The organism is Rhizobium grahamii CCGE 502 (assembly GCF_000298315.2).
In the GTDB taxonomy this organism is placed as follows: Bacteria; Pseudomonadota; Alphaproteobacteria; order Rhizobiales; family Rhizobiaceae; genus Rhizobium; species Rhizobium grahamii.
Genome location: NZ_AEYE02000035.1, coordinates 1 through 19827 on the forward strand (window position 1 = coordinate 1; position 19827 = coordinate 19827).

Sequence of the window (19827 nt, forward strand, 5' to 3'; positions counted from 1 at the left end):
TCAGCATCGACAGGTTGACCAGGCCATTGGCCAGAACGTTGCGGCCGAGCGACGCCGGCAGCCGGTTGGCGCGGGTCTCGTCATCGTCGTCGTCGCCGCCATCGCCGCCATTGCCGCCATGCTGGCCAGGGCCGCCCGGCAGTGGCCCCCCGTCATGACCGTCGCCGTCGCGGCCGCCGGTGTCGCCGGGACCGCGGCCACGACCTCCACCATGGCCGCCGCCACCGTGGCGGGCCCGACCAGGATTGGGGAAGTGGAAGCTCTCGCCGTTGATGCCGATGCGGCCGTCATTGTCGTTGGCGTTGAAGGCCCGTATCACCGTGTCGGCAAGGTTCGGATTGCGCGGCAGCGGCAGGTCCTCGAAGCTCAGCCGCACCGAGGCGACATGGCGCTTGCGGATGACGCCCGAGGTGCTCGCCATCAGCTCATCGGTCATGTCGCGCAGGAAGGCGGCGACATCGTCGATCGCCGCCAGATTGGTGGCCTCGGGACCGGGCGGCTCCACCGGCGCCGGGCCGGCCGCCTTCTGCTCATGCGCCGGCTCGGGCTTGTCCTTGCCGCTGCCAAGCACCGCGCCGAGCACCCCGAACAGCAAAGGCAGCGAGTAGATCCGCCGGTCGGCGCCCTTGTCGGCGGCAAGCCGGAACCGGTTGGCAGGCGCAACGGCCGCCTGGCCGTCGTCGGGCAGTCCGAGGATCAGTTTCTCCTCCATGACGCTCTCCAATCCTTGCTCTATCCTTTTTTAGGCTTGGCCCTCTTTGGGCCCGGCCCTGTTCAGGCCATTCCTCTTTGGGTCTGGCCGCTATTCGGCGGCGGCATTGGCGATCCGGTCGCGGTCGGCGGCCGGCGGCGTCTTGCCGACGACCAGCGGACGCTTGGCGGTGGGCTGGATGATCTCGTCCTTCGGCCCGAAGGCGGCAAGCCGGCCGTTCTGCACCAGCCCGACCATGTCGACGGCGGAAAGCGCACTCGGGCGATGGGCGACGATGATGACGATGCCGCCGCGCTCGCGCACCTTGGCGATCGCCCTGGTCAGCGCCTCCTCGCCCTCGGCGTCGAGGTTGGAGTTCGGCTCGTCGAGCACCACCAGGAAGGGATCGCCGTAAAGCGCCCGCGCCAGCCCGATGCGCTGGCGCTGCCCGGCCGACAGCGCCGTGCCGTGCGGACCGAGCTCGGTCTGGTAGCCGTCGCGCAGGTGCACGACCAGCTCGTGGATGTCGGCGGCCTTCGCCGCCCGGATGATCTTGCGCGCATCCGGCACCTCGGCAAAGCGCGAGATGTTCTCGGCAATCGTCCCCTCCATCAGCGCCACGTCCTGCGGCAGGTAGCCGACATGCTCGCCGAAGAAGGCCTCGTTCCACTGGCTGAGATCGGCGCCGTCGACCCGAACCGAGCCGCGCAGCACCGGCCAGATGCCGAGGATCGAGCGCGCCAGCGTCGTCTTGCCGCCGCCTGACGGACCGATCAGGCCGAGCGCCTGGCCGGCCTTCAGCGTGAAGCTGACTTCGCTCAAAAGCACCGCGCCGCTGGTCGGCGCCACCGTCGTGATGTTGTCGACCGTTAGGCTCTCATGCGGCGCCGGCAGCTCGACATAGCCGCTCTTGTCGTTCAGCACCGCCAGCGTCTCGTTCAGCCGCTGGTGGCTGCGGCGCGCCCCGACCACGCCCTTCCACTGGCCGATCGCCAGGTCGACCGGCGCAAGTGCCCGCGCCGTGACGATCGACGAGGCGATGATCGAGCCCGACGACAGCTCGCCGCGGATCGTCAGATAGGCGCCAAGCCCGAGGATCGCCGACTGCAGCATCATGCGCAGCACCTTCGACAGCCCCGACAGCGTGCCGCCGACGTCGGACGTCTTCGTCTGACAGTCGAGGTGGCGGCGGTTGGCCTTCTCGAAGCGATCGACGGCCCGCCCGGTGATCCCCATCGCATGCATGATGTCGCTGTTGCGGGCGTTCGAATCGGCAACCGAGTTGCGCGCCACCGAGGCCTTGATCATCGACTGCGAGTGCCGCCGCGTCAGCACCTCGGCAACAACCGTCAGCACCGTCAGCACCACGGCACCGCCGACCGTCAGCAATCCCAGCATCGGATGCAGCAGCCAGACGAACACCAGATAGACCGGCATCCACGGCAGGTCGAACAGCGCCACCGGGCCCTGGCTCGACAGGAAGCCGCGCAGCGTGTCGACGTCGCGGCCGCGCTCCATCGCCTCAGACGTCGAATAGCCGTAGCGCGGCATCTCGATCACCACCTTGTGGGCGATCGGCGCAAGCTCGGCATCCAGCCGGGCGCCGAGCCTGATCAGGATCTGCGAGCGGATGATGTCGAACATCCCCTGGAACAGGTACAGGCTGATCGCCAGGATCGACAGCGCCACCAGCGTCGAGATCGAGCCGCTGGTCAGCGCCCGGTCGTAGATCTGCAGCATGTAGAAGGCGCCCGTCAGCGCCAGGATGTTGATGATCCCCGACAGCCCGAACAGATAGGCAAGGATGCCGCGCAATCCGGGGATCCTGTATTGTGGCTCGCTCTTCTTCTTCGTCATCGCATACCCCCCACATCAGCACCGCGGACCATCAGGGCATCAACCCGTCGCCCGGACCCGGCGCATTGAACAGAAAGTCCCCGACCGGGATTGCCCCGGTCGGGGAGGCGCGCTCGTCCCCTCTAGGAGACGCCGTTGAAGTCGCTGGCCGTCAGGTTGTAGTTGCCCTTCAGCATCAGCACGAAGTCGGCATCGGTGTTGCTGTCGACATTGCCGTGGATCACCGTGAACTCGTTGCCATCAAGCACCTCGTGCGTCACCACCACCTGGCCGGCCGCCGTCAGCGCACCACCCGAGGCCAGCGTGAAGTGCTGCACCCCATCCATCCCGCTGTTGGCGTCGATCGCCGCAAAGTCGATCTTGTCGCCGGGCTGGAAGCCGTGGATCGTGTCGCCATTGGCGGCGCCTGCCGACAGGAAGCGGAAGGTGTCGTTGCCGAGCCCGCCGTCCATGACGTTGACCGCGGCCGTTGCCGTGATCGTGTCATGGCCGGAACCGGTGATGACGTTCTCGAAGCCGTAGACCACATCCGTCCCGGTCGTGCCTCCCGACGTGCCGCCCGACACCTGGCCGCGCTGCATGAAGCCGTTGCCGAGGTCGACCGTCAGGTTCGCCGTCGCCACCGCATAGTCCAGCGTGTCGGTGCCGTCGCCGCCCCAGTACTGGTCGTCGCCGTCACCGGCAGAGGCGATCACCGTGTCGTCGCCGTCACCAGCCCAGACCTGATCCTCGCCGGCACCGCCCTCGATGAAGTCGTTGCCCGCTTCGCCATGGATCATGTCCTTGCCGGCATTGCCGAACAGCATGTCGTCGCCGGACCCGCCGTGCAGCTCGTCGTCGCCGGCCCCGCCGGTGACGCTGTCGTTGCCGTCACCGGCCGTCACCACGTCGTCGCCGTCCTCGCCGCGCAGGATGTCGGAGCCCGCATCGCCGGCAACGATATCCCCACCACCACCGCCAAGGATCGTATCGGCACCAGCCGCACCAAGCAGAACATCCCCGGCAACAGTCCCGATCAACGTCCGCGCTGCGACCGGAAGCGGCATGCTGCCGTCGTCGTCATCGTCCCCGCCAGACGAGGTGTCATCATCGTCGTCGTCATCACCGCCCGAAGACGTGTCGTCATCATCATCATCGTCATCGTCGTCATCGTCACCACCCGATGAGGAGTCATCGTCATCGTTGTCGTCGTCGTTACCTCCAGGGCCGCTGTTGTCATCATCATCATCATCATCATCATCATCGCCGCCACCATGATCGTCATCGTCCTCTTCAAGCGGCTCGGTTTCAAAGATAGTTTCGGAGAGACCCGTCAGGCCGGTATTGCGGGCCACGATGTCGGCAAACTCCTGGCCGTCGATGAAGTTCTCGTAGAAGTCAAAATTGTCAAAGCGGTTGAGGTAGTAGAACCGGTCGGCTTCCTGCAGCCGGTCGAACTGCTCTTGCAGCACGACCCAGAAGGTCTGACCGACCATGCCTCCATTAATGTGCTTCTCGGCAAGGCCACCAACCCAGAGGTCGACACGGTCGATACCCTTGACTATGCCGGTGCCATTGGCCTGGATCGCAACCTGAATATCAGGGTTGATCGCCTGGAAGCTCGCGATGTCGCCAGACTGCAGCACGAGGTCCGGATAGGCCTGGCGGAACTGGTTCATGACTGCCTCCGACAAGCCGTTGCGCGCCTGGAAGTCTTCCCAGGAGGTATAGGCCGAGAGGTTTCCGGCGTAACCAAGCGCTTCCTTGACATAGGGATCGGTCGATGCGGCCAGATCTATGCGCACCTGGTTCAAGGTACCGAGCCCGACATCCCAGGCGCGGGCGACGTTGAAGGAGAACAGGTCAGCGTTGATGCGGACGAGATCGTTGCGCACCGCATCGACGATGTTGAAGTCCACTTCCTCCGCATTTTGGGTGACGATACCGCCAAGGATCGAATTGACCCCGAGCTGCTCGTATCCGGGTTGTGGCACGTAGCCCGGAGGCAACGGACCCTTGAAGACGCCCGGATCGTTGCTCGGATTGAGGAAGGCGTCATAGAGCGCCACCTGCCTCGGCTCGCCATCCGGCCCGATCACCGTCATCGTCTGGCCGATCAGCGAATGGCCGACGCGATAGACCGCTGCGGCGAACTCATGCGAGATCGCGGCCGTGGCATTGGGGTTGTATTCCTCAAAGCCATGATCGCCATCGCCCCTGATGCCCCCGATCAGCATGTCAGCGAACTCGCCGAACACAACGCGCTGATACTCGGCCTCGTTCACCATCTTGGCCGCCTGGAAAAGCTCCTCGGCCGTTCCCTGGAAGCCGGACTGCTCCAGAAGGTTCACATGAAAGTTGTGATTGCGGGCCCAAATCGTGTGCATCGAGGTCAGCGCAAAGTTCTCGTTCCCGCGTCCATCGCCGACGACATAGTGATCGAGCTGGCTGATGAAGGGGTTGGCGTCGAGCAGCAGCGCATGTCCACTGCCCATGAAGTTCGACGTCATCTGCGGCAGCATCGCTTCATTTATGTGACCGGTAGCATCGACCAGGCCGGCGAAATAATCGCGGAAACTCATCTGTCCGCCTGGTAACCCCGCACCATCAAAGATCGTGTTGGCCTGCCAGTGATGGATGATCAGTTCACGCAGCGTCGGCAACAGCCGGAACTCCGTGTTGGACGGATCCACCGCACCCTGCAGCAGGTGCGAACCGAAGCCCTGGTTCCCATCGCTTTCGCGGAGGAACTGACCAACCAGTTCATGCGAGCCGTACGCCTGGTTCTGGTCGACGAAGGGCGAGGTCTTGTTGAGATGCTGCGTCACGCCATTGTTGTCGATGTCGTAGACGGTGCCGCGCGTCAGATCCGCGGGATTGCCGGAACCAGGTGCACCATTGCCAGGCGCACCGATCTGGATCGATCCGTTGCCACCCTTCGGCAGGAAGTCGAGGCCATGGTCGAAATACTGGCCGAACGCCATGAAGAAGATGTTGGCGTTGGAGGCGTTCTTTGCAAGGTTGGCTTCCTGGGACCCGAGCACGTTGCTGATGCTGCGTGGATCGAGCCCTTCGAAGATCGGGTTGATCTGGTTGTTGCCGGTCGCCGCTTCGTACTCGCCAAAGTGCGCATTGGTGATCCGGATGAACGGCTCGTCGGCGGCACCCCAGTCGGAGTGCTGTTCATTGTTGCCGTGGCCAGACAGGCTGCGTACGCCGCCGAACCCGTCCGTGTCGTCGTCGTCTTCGAAGGCGGGAAGACCGTTCACCAGGTTCTTGAGGCCGGCGAGGTCGGCTGCGGTATATCCGAAAGGACCCGAATTCGTGTCGTCGTCCGCAGAGGCGAACTGCGGCGGAACGACACCGGTGAACGTGATTGAATGCGTGCCGTTTGCAAGCGTCCGAGTTCCGTTGGCATTGTCGCTAAGCGTATAGCCCGAAATCGCCGATCCGGGGGCAAGTTCGACAACATCCTGCGGGCGAAGCGTGCCGACGATGGTGTCGTCACCGCCGTTGGAGCGGAAGACGATGCGATGCTGCGAGTCGAGGCCGGTGATGTCGACGGTGTCATCGCTGCTGGTGCCGTCGATAGTGATCGTGCTTGGATCGAGATCCGTACCCACGAAATCGCCCGAAACGACAAAGGTGTCGTTGCCGCCGCCGCCGTTGATATCGATCTCGTCGATTCCGTCCAACTCCGCCACCACGATTGCCGGCCCGGCACCGACCCTGCGAGAGATGACGATTTCGGTCGTCGCCTGGAGCGAGGTTGCCGGAAGACCGGTCCTTGCCAGATAGTCGGCTACGTCCTCGATAAGAAACGTCTCGTCGTTGTTGTCGCCCCGAATACGCAAACGATCCACGCCGGCTCCGCCGTCAATGATGTCGCGACCATCCCCGACCTCCCAGGCAACCGTATCGTCGCCTGCACCGGCATTGATCACGTCATCTCCCAGACCCCCGACGAGGTCATCGTCGCCACCGAGCGCGTTGATCGTGTCATTGCCGCCAAGCGCATCGATGGAGTCGGCACCTTCGGTTCCGATGATAGTGTCGGCGCCGTCCGTTGGGATGGTGTCCGGCAGGCCCGCTTCCACCTCGGCAAGCGTCACAGTACCATCGTTGAACTGAAAGTTCTCGATGCTGATGACGGCATCCTCCTCATTCGTGCCAACGACCTCCAACTGGCCTTCGGCGTTGATCTCGAACGTGAAGTCGGCGCGATTGCCGGCAAAGACAGCGGTATCATCGCCTTCTCCGCCATCGAGAATGTCGTTGCCGTCACCACCTGCCAGGGTATCATCACCGAGCCCGCCAAATATTTCGTCGTCACCGGCCCCACCACTTAGGTCGTCGTCTCCAGCCAGTCCGAAGATGATGTCGTTGCCGCCGAGGCCGTCGATCGTGTCAGCGCCAGGCGTTCCGACCAGAACGTCATCGCCCTCCGTCGCTACAAGGTTCGTCGCTGGAACAAGCGGATCTGTCGGTATTGAAGCGACAGAGTAGGGAATGCCGTTGGCATCGGTATAGCGGACGATGGCGCGAACGCGGACGTCCGCGCCGACTTCGAATTCACCGTCATTTGCGGGCGTGAAAGATGGACCACGGAAGCCGGTATCGACGAAGATGCCAGGATCCGTTTCGATCTGCCATTCGATGATCAGCGGCGGGAAGATCTTGCCGCCATTCGGATTATCCGAATCCGTTACACCCGCCAGCGAGCCGTCGGGCGCCATCTGCACCTTGAGCAGCTGACCGATCTGGGCAACCCCTTCGATTAGCGGATTGCCTACCGGTGCTTCGTCGTCAACCTCGACGAGCTCCACCGTCTGATCGGCGAATTGCAGGCGCTCGATATTGCTGACCTTGTCGACGCCATCGTTGACGGCAACGCCACCGACAACAGCATTGACCAGGTGCCGAACGATCGTCTGTTGGTCGCCGTCATCGTCAAAATCAATGCCTTCGATCTCGTATTCGCTGCGACTGCCGCGGAAGACAGCCGTGTCGATATCACCGTCACCGTCGGCCGTGAGGACTTCGCGCACAATGTGCATTTGATCCGGTCTGACAGTGCGGCCGACCAGAAGCTGGAAAAGAGACTTGCCAATCCATGACGGTGCGGGAGCTTCGGCTGCGGTGAACACGTGCCGGAGACTGTCGACAGTAGCGATCTGATCTTCAGCGGAATTCGTCGATCCGGTTGTTATGCGGATCCGCACGTTGAGCCACCGGTCACCGTCGATAATGTCGTCGCCGCCGTTGCCCTGCAGCAGGTCGTGGCCACCGCCCCCAAGCAGGATGTTGCCGCTCTCATAAAAGCCCGTGGTGGGGTCAATATCTACGATCTCAGAGAGCCCGGCGATGCGAGCCAGCCCCTCGGCATCGAGACCATCATTGAAGAAGATATTCTCTGTCGTGGCGACCGTGTCTCCGGGTGCAATTTCGCCAAATGTGCGCTCATCACCAATGAGGGTGTCATTGTGATTCCATCCCGAGAGAGCTTCGACCTTGTCGAACCGATTGCGAAGAATGTCCTCCTGCTCGGTAGTGAAGATCGGAATGTTCATGTCGGCGTGGGCGTCGCGTGCAACGCCCTTGAAGATTGCCCAGTCGAAACCGAACATGCCTTCATTGCGCATGACGCTTTCGCCCTGCACCATGATGTCGTCACCCGACTCGCCGTCGAAATCGTTCTCCTCATTGCCGGCGAACATCACGTCATGGCCCTTGATGACGCTGTTAAAGAACAGCTCCGAATTGTCGCCGGCCGTTGTGTCGAAGCCGCCACCGCCTTCGATCCAGTCATCCCCTTCATTGCCCATGAGCAGATCGACACCTTCGCCGCCGACGATGAAGTCATCGCCTTCACCGCCGAAAACCTCCGTGTCATCGACACCGACAAAGATTGCGTCCTTGCCGATACCACCCATCAGGATGTCGATACCGTTGGAGTTGGCAATAACGTCGTTGCCTTCGTCACCCTTGATGAAGTCGCCGCTGTCGCCGCTGTCGGTAAGGATGTCATCCCCCGCACCGCCGTTGACCAGATCGACGCCTGCGCCAGATTCGATCCGATCATCTCCGGCATCGCCCCAGATCCCGTCATCCCCGAAATCCGTGATGATCGTATCGTTGCCGTCTGTGCCACCAGCAACAATGTGCTCGCCGCCGGTGAAGCGGAGATAGTTCGCGTCCACGCCTGGTGTACCGGGGTCGTCGCGCGCTACCTTGCCGAGGCCCATGGCTTCAAGTGCGGCGTCTGTACCAAGCGGATCAACACCTTCCGCAGCACCGTTGTAGTCGGCCTGGTTGGCCGCGTTGACTTCGAGGACGAAATCATAGTTGCCGAACGAATCCACGCCCATATGACGGTTGACGATGTCGTCAGCAGTACCCCGAATGCCGTCCGGCCCGGGCTGGGCAATGTCGGTGTTCGCCATGATCATCTTGGCGAACGAGTTCTGCTCCAGCATATTCAGGAAGTTCTGCCCCTGTGTGCGGGTCAGATAGTAGAGCCGATCGCCATCCTGCAGATTCTCAAGCTGAGCTTCAAAGATCGCATTGAATGTCGAACCGAGAAAGCCACCGAACGGCATCTTCTTTTCGGCAAGTCCGCCGATCCAAAGGTCAATCGCATTAAGTCCGCTGTTGGCAGCCGTCCATGTGCCAGTGCTATTGAGGAAGCCCAACCTGTCCGCATTGAAGGCGTCAGCTGCGGCGCCCGTCAGGCTTTCGTCGCCAAATACCAATGCCCAGGCGGCATCCCGCTTGCCTGCCACCGTCGCTTGCGCGGTGATCGAGGCGTGGGTTCCGTAGGCTGCGATGAAGTTCACGACCGATATCGGATTCTTCAGATTGGCCGCGAAATCAGTCCAGCTGTCATAAGGCGTGAGGAAGCTCGAGCCGGTTGCCGCATAGAGCTGCGTGCGCGCGTCGTTCAATGTCGGGATGCCTGTATCTCGACCTCTGGCGATGTTGATGGATGCAAGATCGAGCGGTAGGCCGAGCAAGCTGTTTCGCAGCGCGCCCGTAATAAATTCGTCGATTTCATTGCCACGTTCGACCGTCATGCCACGAACGATTGCGCCGGCGGCCTGATCAGCTGTCACTGCGCCATCATTGTTGAAGGCGACAGGATTGAGGAATGCCGTGATCAGTCCCATGTTGTCGGTGCTTGTCACCGCACCATTCGCGTCGATGAAAACGCGTGGCATGTTCTCCGTCAGCATCGAGTGACCAAAGCGGTAGACGGTGTTGGCGAACTCCGAGAAGATCGAGGGATTGATGTCGGTGATGTTGTTGAAGACAAACGGGTCAATCGCCGGCTGAATCTTGCGGGCGAACTCCTCGAAGACCAGATGCTGATACTGCATCTCGGTGGCAAACCGCGCGCCCTGGAACAGACGTTCGCCGTCCCAATCGAGCGTATCGGCAAAGGTGAGTTGCTGAAGCGCCGTCATGGTGGCAAAATCGACAGGCAGACCGGTCAAGTCCTCGCCGACCAGCCATTCGTTGATAAAATCAAGGTCGCCACTCTTCAGAATAGTGAGTTTCTGAGAGTCGATCTGGCGATTGTGTTCCGAGTGGAAGATGTGGTGGACAGCGGTCAGTCCGATGTTCTCGTTGCCGCGGCCATCACCCGTGATGAAGTGACGATCAAGAAGCTCGTTGTCGTATTGCGCGACGTTCGACGTGAGCCTGACATCGTCGATGAGGACTTGCCCGGTCCCACCATGGGTGACGACAATTTTAAGTTCCTGACCAGCAGCGCCGGCCGGAACAGCACCTGAACTCAATGTCACCGGCAGCCAGCCGCCCTCTGCAGGCGTCGGCAGCGCCAGGGTCGAGAGGATGATTCCATTCGCGGTAACGAGTTGAACCGTACCTCCACCGAATGTCTGGTCGGTCCGGTCACCGACATTGAGCGTCAATGAATAGGTCCGGCCAGCCTGCAGAAGAACACCAGTATCGTGCGCCAGAACGGCCCCGGTATCGAGGAAAACGACATTGCCGCCCCCGTGTCCCGTTTCCGCGCTAACAGAGGTTGTCGGGTCGTAGACCCCGCCGAACCCTCCTGTGATCTCCCAGCCGAGGGGAGCCGTGGTGGTCCAATTGCCGAGCAGCGGATCGACATTGACGCCGGCGGCGCCATCACTGAGGTCGACCGCATCAAAGCCATCGAGGACCGGCGGCGGTGTGCCGATACCGCTATCCCCATCCGCAGCTTTGAACTGCCCGGTCTGGCTATCGAAGGGGTTCGCCTGGTGAGCGATATCATCAAGGAAGGCGTGGCCGGTGCGAACGGCACCGACACTGAACGTATTCACAGGGGTGGCGCGATTGCCCTCCACAACGATATCGTCTTCAGTATTGGGAACGCCGTCGGCTCCCAATCCGAGTACGATCAAGGGTAAACCATTGTCGCCGCGAATGAACTCGCCGTAAGCGTCGGTGCGCAGCAGCGGAAGATTGATGATGTCACGATCGGTCAGCTCGATGCCGAGCAGCTCACGCGCCTGATCCTTGATGTCCCTCCAGGTTGGAAGTCCGTTTGCCGAACCATCCAGCAGCTTTCCTGTGGCCACTGGCATATCGACCAGCGCTTCGTTGGGCCTCATGACGTATTCACGCAGGAAGACCTGATGGGAGGCGTGTGACGTGTAGGTCTGGTTCTGGTCGACGAAGGATGTTGTCGTATTGGTTTGCGACCCGTCCGCCGTGGGTGCCGCGCGTGTCAATACCATGAAGTTTGCACTCCCGCCCGGGACGTACAGCGGATCGTCGGGTTGCAGCGGAATGAAGACGGTGCCGTTGTTGCCTTTCGAGATGAGATCGAGGCCGTGGTCAAAAAACTGTCCGAAGAATGTCATCCAGGCATTGAACGGAGCAGATAGGCCTTCGTCAGGCGCAATGTTTGGAATAACGAGCGTGCCTTGATCATTGACTGTGAGACCGAGCTCTTCGGCGAAGGCAATGAAAGCCGCCATCGGATTGGCAGCAACAGCTGTCGCATGAGCGAGTGTTTCTTCGGCCGCTGTGAGCGCTTCAGCCGCAGTCTGGATCGCGTCCAGGGCCACCGGGTCTCCCGGGACATAAGCCGCGACCGCCGCATTGACCGCCGTTTCCGCATTTGCCACGGCCGTCTGAGCAGCTAGAAGCGCGGCATTCGCCTCAGCCTGGGTGACCCGTGCAGCAAGCAGCCGCTCGAGATCTCCTTGCGGATCTTCTGAACCTGCGTACGTCAACGCTGCAAAAATCGCCGCTGGATTGTTGATGCTCATGTCAACGACGAGATTGGAAATGATGCGAGGATCGGCGTCAGCGACGTTTCCCGTATGTCCTCCGTTGAGGCCGCTCGGCACACCGACAACGCCATAGTCGTTATTGGTGACAACCGGCGATCCTGGAGGGCCGAGTGGCATGGTGTCGCCATCGGCATCGTTGACGAAACTGCCGTCGAGCAGCCTCGGCATCTCCTCGTCCGCCGCACCCCAGGTCTCCCGGCCCGGCACCACATTGTTGTAGGTCCCATCGACCGTCCTGAGACCGGCTGGAACATGGGGATCTGGAATCGCGAGCATGGCGCCCGGTGTTCCCGCAGGTACGACATTGCCCTCGGCATCTACATAGATTTCGGTCAGAGCCGTCCCGTCAGCGTGCGCCTCGGCAATCTTGATCTGACGAAGAATGAACATCATGTCCTGCAGGTTCAGTGTAAACGCGGTCATTTCCCTCTCCCCTAGAAAACAAATTCCCTCACCCGTCCGACAGCATGTATAGCCGGCCGACTTTGTGGTATTTCTTATTTTATATTTATAGATTTCGCGTATTGAAGCCGTCAGAGAACAAGGTCGAGCAAATATCAGGACTATAGTATTTGGACACAAACAACGAAGGTCGTAATTCTCGACCATGCCTTAGGTCAGGAAGAACTGTCCCACGGGACAGTAATCGGCGGACCCAGGGTCACCGCACGTCGCTTTGACTGATCGTCTGTTGGAATAACCGAAAGTGTGTTGCCAGCGGGGAAAATATTCGCAAACATTAATATAATCATCGGCGTCGAGGTTCGGGGGGAGCATGACGTTAACTGAGAGCGAGACGAAACGGGTAATGCCCACGAGCATGGTCGCCACATGGCGATGGATCACAGATCGGGTGCGCAAGGCACGCCTCGAGGTGAAATTCATTCTCGTCGCTTCGCTGGTCGTACTTGCGCTGATGTTCCTCCTCGGGCTTTGGACCACGAAAAGCATCGAGCGAGCGATCATGCAGGGCGCAGGCAGCGTCGGAGCGGCCTATCTCCAGACCTTCGTCGAGCCGCTTATTTCTCAAGAAGAGGTCCGTACGAAAACCCTGTCCCCGGAAGTAAAAGCCAAACTCGACCAGCTCCTCGGCGACAGCCCGCTTGGCCAGCACGTGCGCGAAATCAAGATCTGGAACCCCGATGGCAGCCTGTTCTATTCGACGGCGGGGCAGAAGGTGGACAAGGAGCAGGTTTTTGACGAGTTAAAGCGGGCGATGAATGGCGAAGTCGTCGTTTCGCGCACCATGATCGCAAAGCACACCTACTCCGGAGACGAGCGAAGGTCCGAATACATCGAGGTCTATGCACCGTTGGTGCGTGACGCCTCTGGCAAAACGATCCTCGTCGGAGAGTTTTACGAACGGCCGAACTACCTGCTTGCGGAAATCAAGGGCGCGTGGCGGTCGACGCTGATGATCGTGCTCCTGGTTACCGTTCCGATGCTCGCGCTTCTTTTTATGATCGTTCGCAGCGGCAGCCGCACGATTGACGACCAGCACACGGCGCTGCGCGCGAGCCTCAGGCACGCGCTGGAACTGTCGAACCAGAACCGGCGCCTGCGGCTTGAGGCCGAGCGCGCAAGACGGGAGGCTGGAAAGCTCAACGAAAAGATTCTCGACCAGATCGGCAGCGACCTTCACGATGGCCCGATACAGGTGCTGACACTCGTCAAGCTCAGATTAAGTGACATGAGGCCATCGACCACGGGAAGCGACACCCTGACCGTCCCTGCCGAAAGCATGGGCAAGCTGCAGCAATTCGTGACAGCCGTGCTGGAGGACATTCGCAACATATCCTCCGGCCTCGTCCTGCCGGAGCTCGACAACCTTTCGCTCAACGAGACCATTCTGCTTGCCGTTCGCCGTCACACGGACCTGACCGGCAATCGTGTAGCGGTGAAGGGCCAACTCGATGTCAATCCCAGCCGCGGACATTTGAACATCTGCGTCTATCGCTTTATTCAGGAAGCCTTGATGAATGCTCATCGGCATGCACCCGGCAACATCCAGCAGCTGCGCTATGGCATGCGGCGAAATCGCATCGTGATCGCCATCGCCGATATCGGCAGCCCACCGAAATCACCAACCCTGGCCTCGCAGCGGATCCGCCTCGGAAAGCTGATGCAGAAGCGCCGCATCCGCGCCTTCGGGGGAAAAATCCGTACGATCCGCCGCAGCAACGGCACGCTCGTCATCGTACTGCTGCCGCTGGAGTGACCTAACATGAGGTCCAGGGATCGAGGCTGCTCTTCGGCAATTGCACGAATACGATAATACCAGTATAGCTCCAGAGATTGATTTCCAGGGTCTTTGGCAATCGATCCGCCGGAAGGAGCGCCATGTCGGATTTAAGCTTGATCGAACGTGTCAGTAAGGAGCTCGCCCTGACCGCGCCCGATGTGCCACTGTACAAACGGCTCAAGTCGGCGATTGAGGCTGCCATTCGCTCCAACGCTGTGAAGCCCGGGGGGCTTCTCCCGGGCGAGCGGGCGCTGGCGGAGAGCCTGTCGCTATCGCGCGTGACGGTCCGGAAGGCGCTGTCACTGCTGGAGGAGGAAGGACTTCTCAACCGGCGCCATGGGTTCAGGACAGAGGTTGGCTCACGTGTCGAAAAGTCGCTTTCGACGCTGACAAGCTTCTCTGAGGATATTCGAGCGCGCGGCATGGAACCCGGATGTATCTGGCTTTCCAAACAGATAAGCCGGCCATCGCCGGGCGAAATGATGGCGCTTGGTATTTCTGCAAGCGCAACGGTCCTCCGTATGAGACGCGTTCGCACCGCAGACGGTTTACCGATTGCAGTCGAAAGTTCGACTGTACCGACGCGCTTCATTCCATCGCCTGATCTTGTTCGCGACTCGCTGTACGAGGCGCTGGCCGCGCGCAGCTTCATGCCACAACGGGCCATCCAGCGGATGCGATCAAGAGCAGCCTCCAGCGAGGACGCCTTGCATCTCAATTGCGAGCCCGGCGCACCGCTGCTCGTGACCGAAAGACGCTGCTTCCTGCCCGACGAACAGATCGTCGAATATTGTGAAACCCGATACAAGGGCGAGGTCTATGACTTCGTATTCGAACTGCAGAGATAAGACCAGTTACAAACTGGTTGTATTCTGGTATTTTCCATCTATCGTGATGCCGAAATGGAGTGTCGCGGGTGCTAAGGGAAGACATCAGGAATAGCCTCATCGTATCCTGCCAACCGGTTCCGGACGGGCCGATGGATCACGCCGATTTCGTAACGGGCTTCGCGAAGGCGGCCCTTGATGCCGGCGCCCGTGCATTGCGGATCGAGTCGGTTGACTACGTCAAAGCCGTGCGAGCCGCCGTGACTGCCCCGATTGTCGGGATCGTCAAACGGGATCTTTCAGACAGTCCGGTGCGCATCACGCCCTTCGTATCCGATGCTGAGGCGCTGGCCGACGCCGGTGCCGATATCGTCGCTTTTGACGCCACCGATCGCGCCCGTCCGGCGTCCGTGAAAGAGCTGGTCCACGCGATAAAGGCGAAGGGCAAGCTTACAATGGCGGACTGCTCCTCGCTCGAGGATGCAAGGCGCGCCCTTGCTGCCGGCGTCGATTTTGTCGGCACCACGCTTTCAGGCTACGTTGGCGGACAGGAACCGGTCGAACCTGATATCGAGCTGATTGCCGCCATGCGTCAACTCACGCCGTTTGTCATTGCCGAGGGACGCATCCGCTTTCCTGATCAGGCAGTATCGGCAGCAAAGGCCGGAGCATTTGCCGTGGTCGTCGGCTCCGCGATCACCCGAACCGAGCATGTGACCGGCTGGTTCAGGGAAGCGATCGGAAACGCATACCAGTCGCACCCTGAAACGGGGCACGACGCTGTCCTTTCGATCGACATAGGCGGCACGAAGACAATGGCGGCCCTCGTCTGTGGGGACAATGTTGTCGAGGAGGTCGTCGTTGCGACCGAACGCGGCGCCGGGCCAGATGCTTGGATCTCGACGATTTTTGAAACCACATCCGGCTGGGCCGACCGATACCAACGCATCGGCATCGCCGTCACCGGCGTGACCGAGGCTGGTACCTGGTCAGCCCTCAACCCGGCGACGCTTCCCATTCCTGACCGCTATCGTCTGGTCGACTGCGTCGAGACGCTATTTGGCAAGCCGGCGTTTGCCATTAACGATGCGCAGGCCGCTGCCTGGGGCGAGTACAGGTTCGGGGCCGGGACGGGCGTCAGCCGTCTTGTCTTTCTGACAATCTCGACCGGGATTGGCGGCGGGGTCGTCATCGACGGCAAGCCGCTGCTTGGCCTCGCCGGACATTTCGGGCTGATCCGCTCTCAATCTGAGGGACAGTCGCCCTTCGAGGACCAGACCTCGGGCAGGTGGATCGCCAGCGAAGCCGCGCAGAACGGCCACCAGATCGACGCCGTTGGCGTGTTCGACCGCGCGCGAAACGGCGAAGGCTGGGCGGCCGAGATCGTTTCCCGCTCCGCCCTGCGCGCTGCGACCCTCTGCAGGGATATTCAGCTGATGCTCGATCCCGACGTGATCGTCATCGGCGGCGGCATCGGCCTTGCGGAAGGTTATCTCGACCTGATGCGCAGCCACTTCAAGGAATTGTCGCCGAGGCTCGCACCCCGTCTGGTGGCGGCAAGGCTCGGCCGGCATGCGGGCATCATTGGCGCTGCGGACCTTGCTGGAGAGAGCAGGGCTGGGGAGGGCAGGGCTGAAAAGGCAACCGCTTGAGGGAGCAGGACTGCGGCGGCGAAATAGCGACTTAAAACCAAACAAAGAAAGGGAACGATGATGACATTCAAAAGCAGGTCAATTGCGCTTGCGGCAACACTCCTTGCGGGGGTCGCTGTGCCCGAAATAGCCAACGCCACCGTAACGGTGCTTGGCTGGCCGGGCGGTTCGGAGGAAACCGCGCTTCGAGCCACGGTCGAAGCCTACAATGGCCAGGCCGGCATCAGCGATACCGATAAGGTCGAGCTTCTGTTCTTCAACCGGGACGGCTTCTTCGACAAGCTGCAGGCCGACATGGCGGCCGGCTCCAGCGCATTCAACGTCAATCTCGTCGCCACCTACTCGATCGGTCGCTACGCGTCCTACATGGAACCCGTGGACCTCGGTCCTGACGCCGCGAAGGTCTTCGGTGAGTCCGTCCTCAAGACAATGCAGTTCGACGGCAAGCAGTATGGTGTTCCGACCGATCTTTCCCTGCATTTCATGTACTACCGCAAAGACCTGATAGATGCCCTGTTGAAGGATGATGCGGCAAAGAAGACCTACGGGGACATTGCAAAGAAAGTCCTTGGAAAGGAGCTTCAGCCGAAGGATCCCGACAGCTGGACCTGGGATGACTGGGCGGCAACGTCCCTCTATTTCAGCAAGCAGGCGAATTCCGCAAGCCCCGTGCGCTACGGCACCGTCCTGCAGATGAAGAACCTGCTGTTCAACATGATGGTCTTTCAATCCCTTCCACGATCCTACGGCGGTGACTGGATGGACAAGGACGGCAAAATTACCGTGGACTCGGACGCCTACAGGACGGGTCTAGAGCTCTACAAGAAGCTCTACGATGCCGGCGCCTCGCCAAAGGACTCGCTGAGCTACGAATACGCCGAAACCAACGCCGCCTTCGGCTCGGGCCAGGCTGCGACCGCGCTGCAGTGGAACGCTGCGGCAGCCGACCTGACCAACGCCGAAAAAACCCCGGCTGTCGCTAATGTGACCGGCATCGTCGCCCCTCCAGCCGGCCCCAACGGACGCGCTGACCACATTCATGGTCTTGGCCTTGGCCTCAACAAGAATGCCAAGAACAAGGAAGGAGCGGTCAAATTCCTGAAGTGGCTGGCGAGCGAAGATGCGGCATTGCTCTATGCCAAGAGCGGAGGTTCCCCGGCACTTTCCCCCGACGTCGTCGCCAAGGTCGCCAAGGAACGTCCCGACCTCGTCAAGCTCGGCGAATTTGCCAGCAAGTACGGCTACGTGATGAATGGCGCCACCTCCGCCAACGCGCTGTCGGTCTACGAACTCCAGGCGAAGGAATTCACCGGCTACTGGGCCGGTCAGCAGGGGCTTGACGATGCGCTCGCCCATGCAAAGGCGGGCATGCAGGATCTCTTGAAGAAATAGAACGAGAAAGGCGTCAGTCCTTCGGCTGGCGCCTCCACTCCCGGCGGATCATGATGGCTATTGTAAAACATGCCGAGGGCAGGGCCTACCTCACGCCGCTTGTGGCGTTCCTGCTTCTCTTTCTCGGCTTTCCTTCTCTCGTCAACCTGATCTATTCAGTCTCCACGGTCAGTTTCGAAAATCTGCGCAGTCCAAGCCTGACCGGTCTCGGCAATTACACGTCGGTGCTTGCTGACCGGGAATTCTGGCAGGCCGTCTCCTTTTCCATGCGGTTCGGCACTCTGACCGCGCTCCTCGAATGCCTGATGGGGCTGTTCCTCGCAATCTTCCTTGCGCCGCTTCTTGCCAGGCGATCCTTCCTGATGGCGCCATTGATGCTGCCGCTGATGGTTGCTCCGGCGATGGTCGGCCTGATGTACCGTCTCGTCCTGCACGAGTTCGCGGGACCGGTGCCCTACTATCTGTTCCTGTGGTTCGGGGACAGCCCGGCTTTCCTCGATGTCACCAACGCCTTCCGTACCCTTGTTGTCGTCGAGACGCTGCAATGGACGCCGTTCGCCTTCTTGCTTTTCTACATGGCCTACGGTGCTATCCCCCTGGATGTCCGAGAGGCTGCCGCGCTCGACGGAGCACCATGGTACAAGATCCTTTGGTGGATCGAGCTTCCGCTGATGGCGCCAACACTCGTCATCGCCTTCTTCATCCGCTTCATCGATGGCTTTCGCGTGTTCGACAACGTCTATGCCCTGACCGGAAGCGGCGCGGGCGGTTCGACGACATCGCTGTCGATCTACATCTACCAGGCATTTTTCAAGCAAGGAGCGATCGGAAAGGCAGTCGCAGCGTCGGTCGTGCTGTTCATCGCATCACTCGCCGTGCTGCACGGGCTGAACTGGCTTGCCGGCCGTAGGAGGACATAGCGATGCTCAACGCCGTTCGCTGGATCGTTTTTTTGCTAGCCGCTTTTGTCATGAACTTTCCGGTGATTGTCACGTTCGTGACCTCGCTCAAAAGCGCGCGGGAACTGTCAATGAATGCCGGCCTCCTGGTCAGCCAACCGACACTCGAGAACTACCTTGGCGTCCTGACACAGACGGATCGTTTCAATATCTATTCCTATCTTCTCAACAGCACGATCGCTTCCCTGATCGGCACGAGCCTTGCCATCGTCCTGGCATTTCCGGCCGCCTACGCCATCGCCCGGAGCGAGGCAGGCAAACGAACGCTGCTGCCTGTCATCATCAACCTGCGGGCCGTACCGCTGATCATCTTCGCAATCCCGCTTTACATGATGTATCAATGGCTTGGGCTTCTCGATACCCAGCTCGGACTTGGGCTTATCCTGACGATCGTCAACACGCCGCTCGCACTCATCATCATGGTCAATGCGATTTCCGACGTCCCGCTCGAGCTCGACGAGGCTGCGAAAGTCGATGGTGCGAGCTCCCTTCAGGTCATGCTCATGATCATCCGGCCGGTCGTCCGGCCGGCGCTGGTGACCACTTTCATTTTTGGCTTCATCACCGCCTGGAACGAATTCCTGTTCGGCCTGATGCTGACAACCAGTCGTGCCGTTCCGATGACAGTCGGCGCCTCGTTTTTCTTCGCGGCCAGCGGCGGTGGCGTCCGGTGGGGAACGGCTTCGGCCGTGATGATGCTTGGCGCGCTACCACCGGCCGCGCTCGGCCTTCTCATGTACCGGCAGATCTCGGGTTCGATGACCGCCGGCGCCATCAAGGGATAACCGTTCCTGCACCGGCGGCTCGTGACCAAGGTCTTGCAGCGCATCAAACGTTCCGTTCGCAGAGCGGCGATGTCGTGCAAAAAAACGGCTCGCCTGAGCTGCCAAGCTTCTCTATGGCGTGAATGGCGCGTGCAA

8 protein-coding genes and 1 pseudogene are annotated in these 19827 nt (G+C 60.7%); 6 read left to right on the forward strand and 3 right to left on the reverse strand.

Annotated features, from left to right (window positions below):
- The 3 genes and pseudogenes from RGCCGE502_RS27505 to RGCCGE502_RS27515 all read right to left on the reverse strand — a co-directional run.
- A pseudogene (locus RGCCGE502_RS27505) lies at positions 1-712 on the reverse strand (calcium-binding protein); the annotation flags it as partial.
- A gap of 90 nt (positions 713-802) precedes the next feature.
- Positions 803-2548 (reverse strand): type I secretion system permease/ATPase, encoded by a 1746-nt coding sequence (locus RGCCGE502_RS27510; RefSeq protein WP_016557488.1) that lies wholly within the window; start codon positions 2546-2548, stop codon positions 803-805.
- Between the two features lie 122 nt (positions 2549-2670).
- A complete protein-coding gene (locus RGCCGE502_RS27515) occupies positions 2671-12258 on the reverse strand; it encodes a peroxidase family protein (RefSeq protein WP_016557489.1) in 9588 nt (3195 codons plus the stop codon).
- Between the two features lie 385 nt (positions 12259-12643).
- Between RGCCGE502_RS27515 and RGCCGE502_RS27520 the strand changes: the two genes are divergently transcribed.
- The 6 genes from RGCCGE502_RS27520 to RGCCGE502_RS27545 all read left to right on the forward strand — a co-directional run bounded on the left by RGCCGE502_RS27520 (position 12644) and on the right by RGCCGE502_RS27545 (position 19692).
- Entirely contained in the window at positions 12644-14053 is a 1410-nt protein-coding gene (locus RGCCGE502_RS27520; RefSeq protein ID WP_016557490.1) for a sensor histidine kinase, read from the forward strand.
- A gap of 122 nt (positions 14054-14175) precedes the next feature.
- Complete coding sequence (locus tag RGCCGE502_RS27525; protein ID WP_016557491.1) at positions 14176-14925, forward strand: GntR family transcriptional regulator; 750 nt, start codon at positions 14176-14178, stop codon at positions 14923-14925.
- Between the two features lie 68 nt (positions 14926-14993).
- On the forward strand, positions 14994-16556 hold the full coding sequence (locus RGCCGE502_RS27530; protein WP_040675797.1) for a putative N-acetylmannosamine-6-phosphate 2-epimerase: 1563 nt from the start codon (positions 14994-14996) through the stop codon (positions 16554-16556).
- A gap of 60 nt (positions 16557-16616) precedes the next feature.
- Positions 16617-17948: an extracellular solute-binding protein gene (locus RGCCGE502_RS27535; RefSeq protein ID WP_040675798.1), complete on the forward strand. Its 1332-nt coding sequence runs from the start codon at positions 16617-16619 to the stop codon at positions 17946-17948.
- 53 nt (positions 17949-18001) lie between these two features.
- Positions 18002-18868 (forward strand): carbohydrate ABC transporter permease, encoded by an 867-nt coding sequence (locus RGCCGE502_RS27540; RefSeq protein WP_016557494.1) that lies wholly within the window; start codon positions 18002-18004, stop codon positions 18866-18868.
- A 2-nt stretch (positions 18869-18870) separates the two neighbouring features.
- Positions 18871-19692: a carbohydrate ABC transporter permease gene (locus tag RGCCGE502_RS27545; protein WP_016557495.1), complete on the forward strand. Its 822-nt coding sequence runs from the start codon at positions 18871-18873 to the stop codon at positions 19690-19692.
- The last annotated feature ends 135 nt before the right edge of the window (positions 19693-19827 follow it).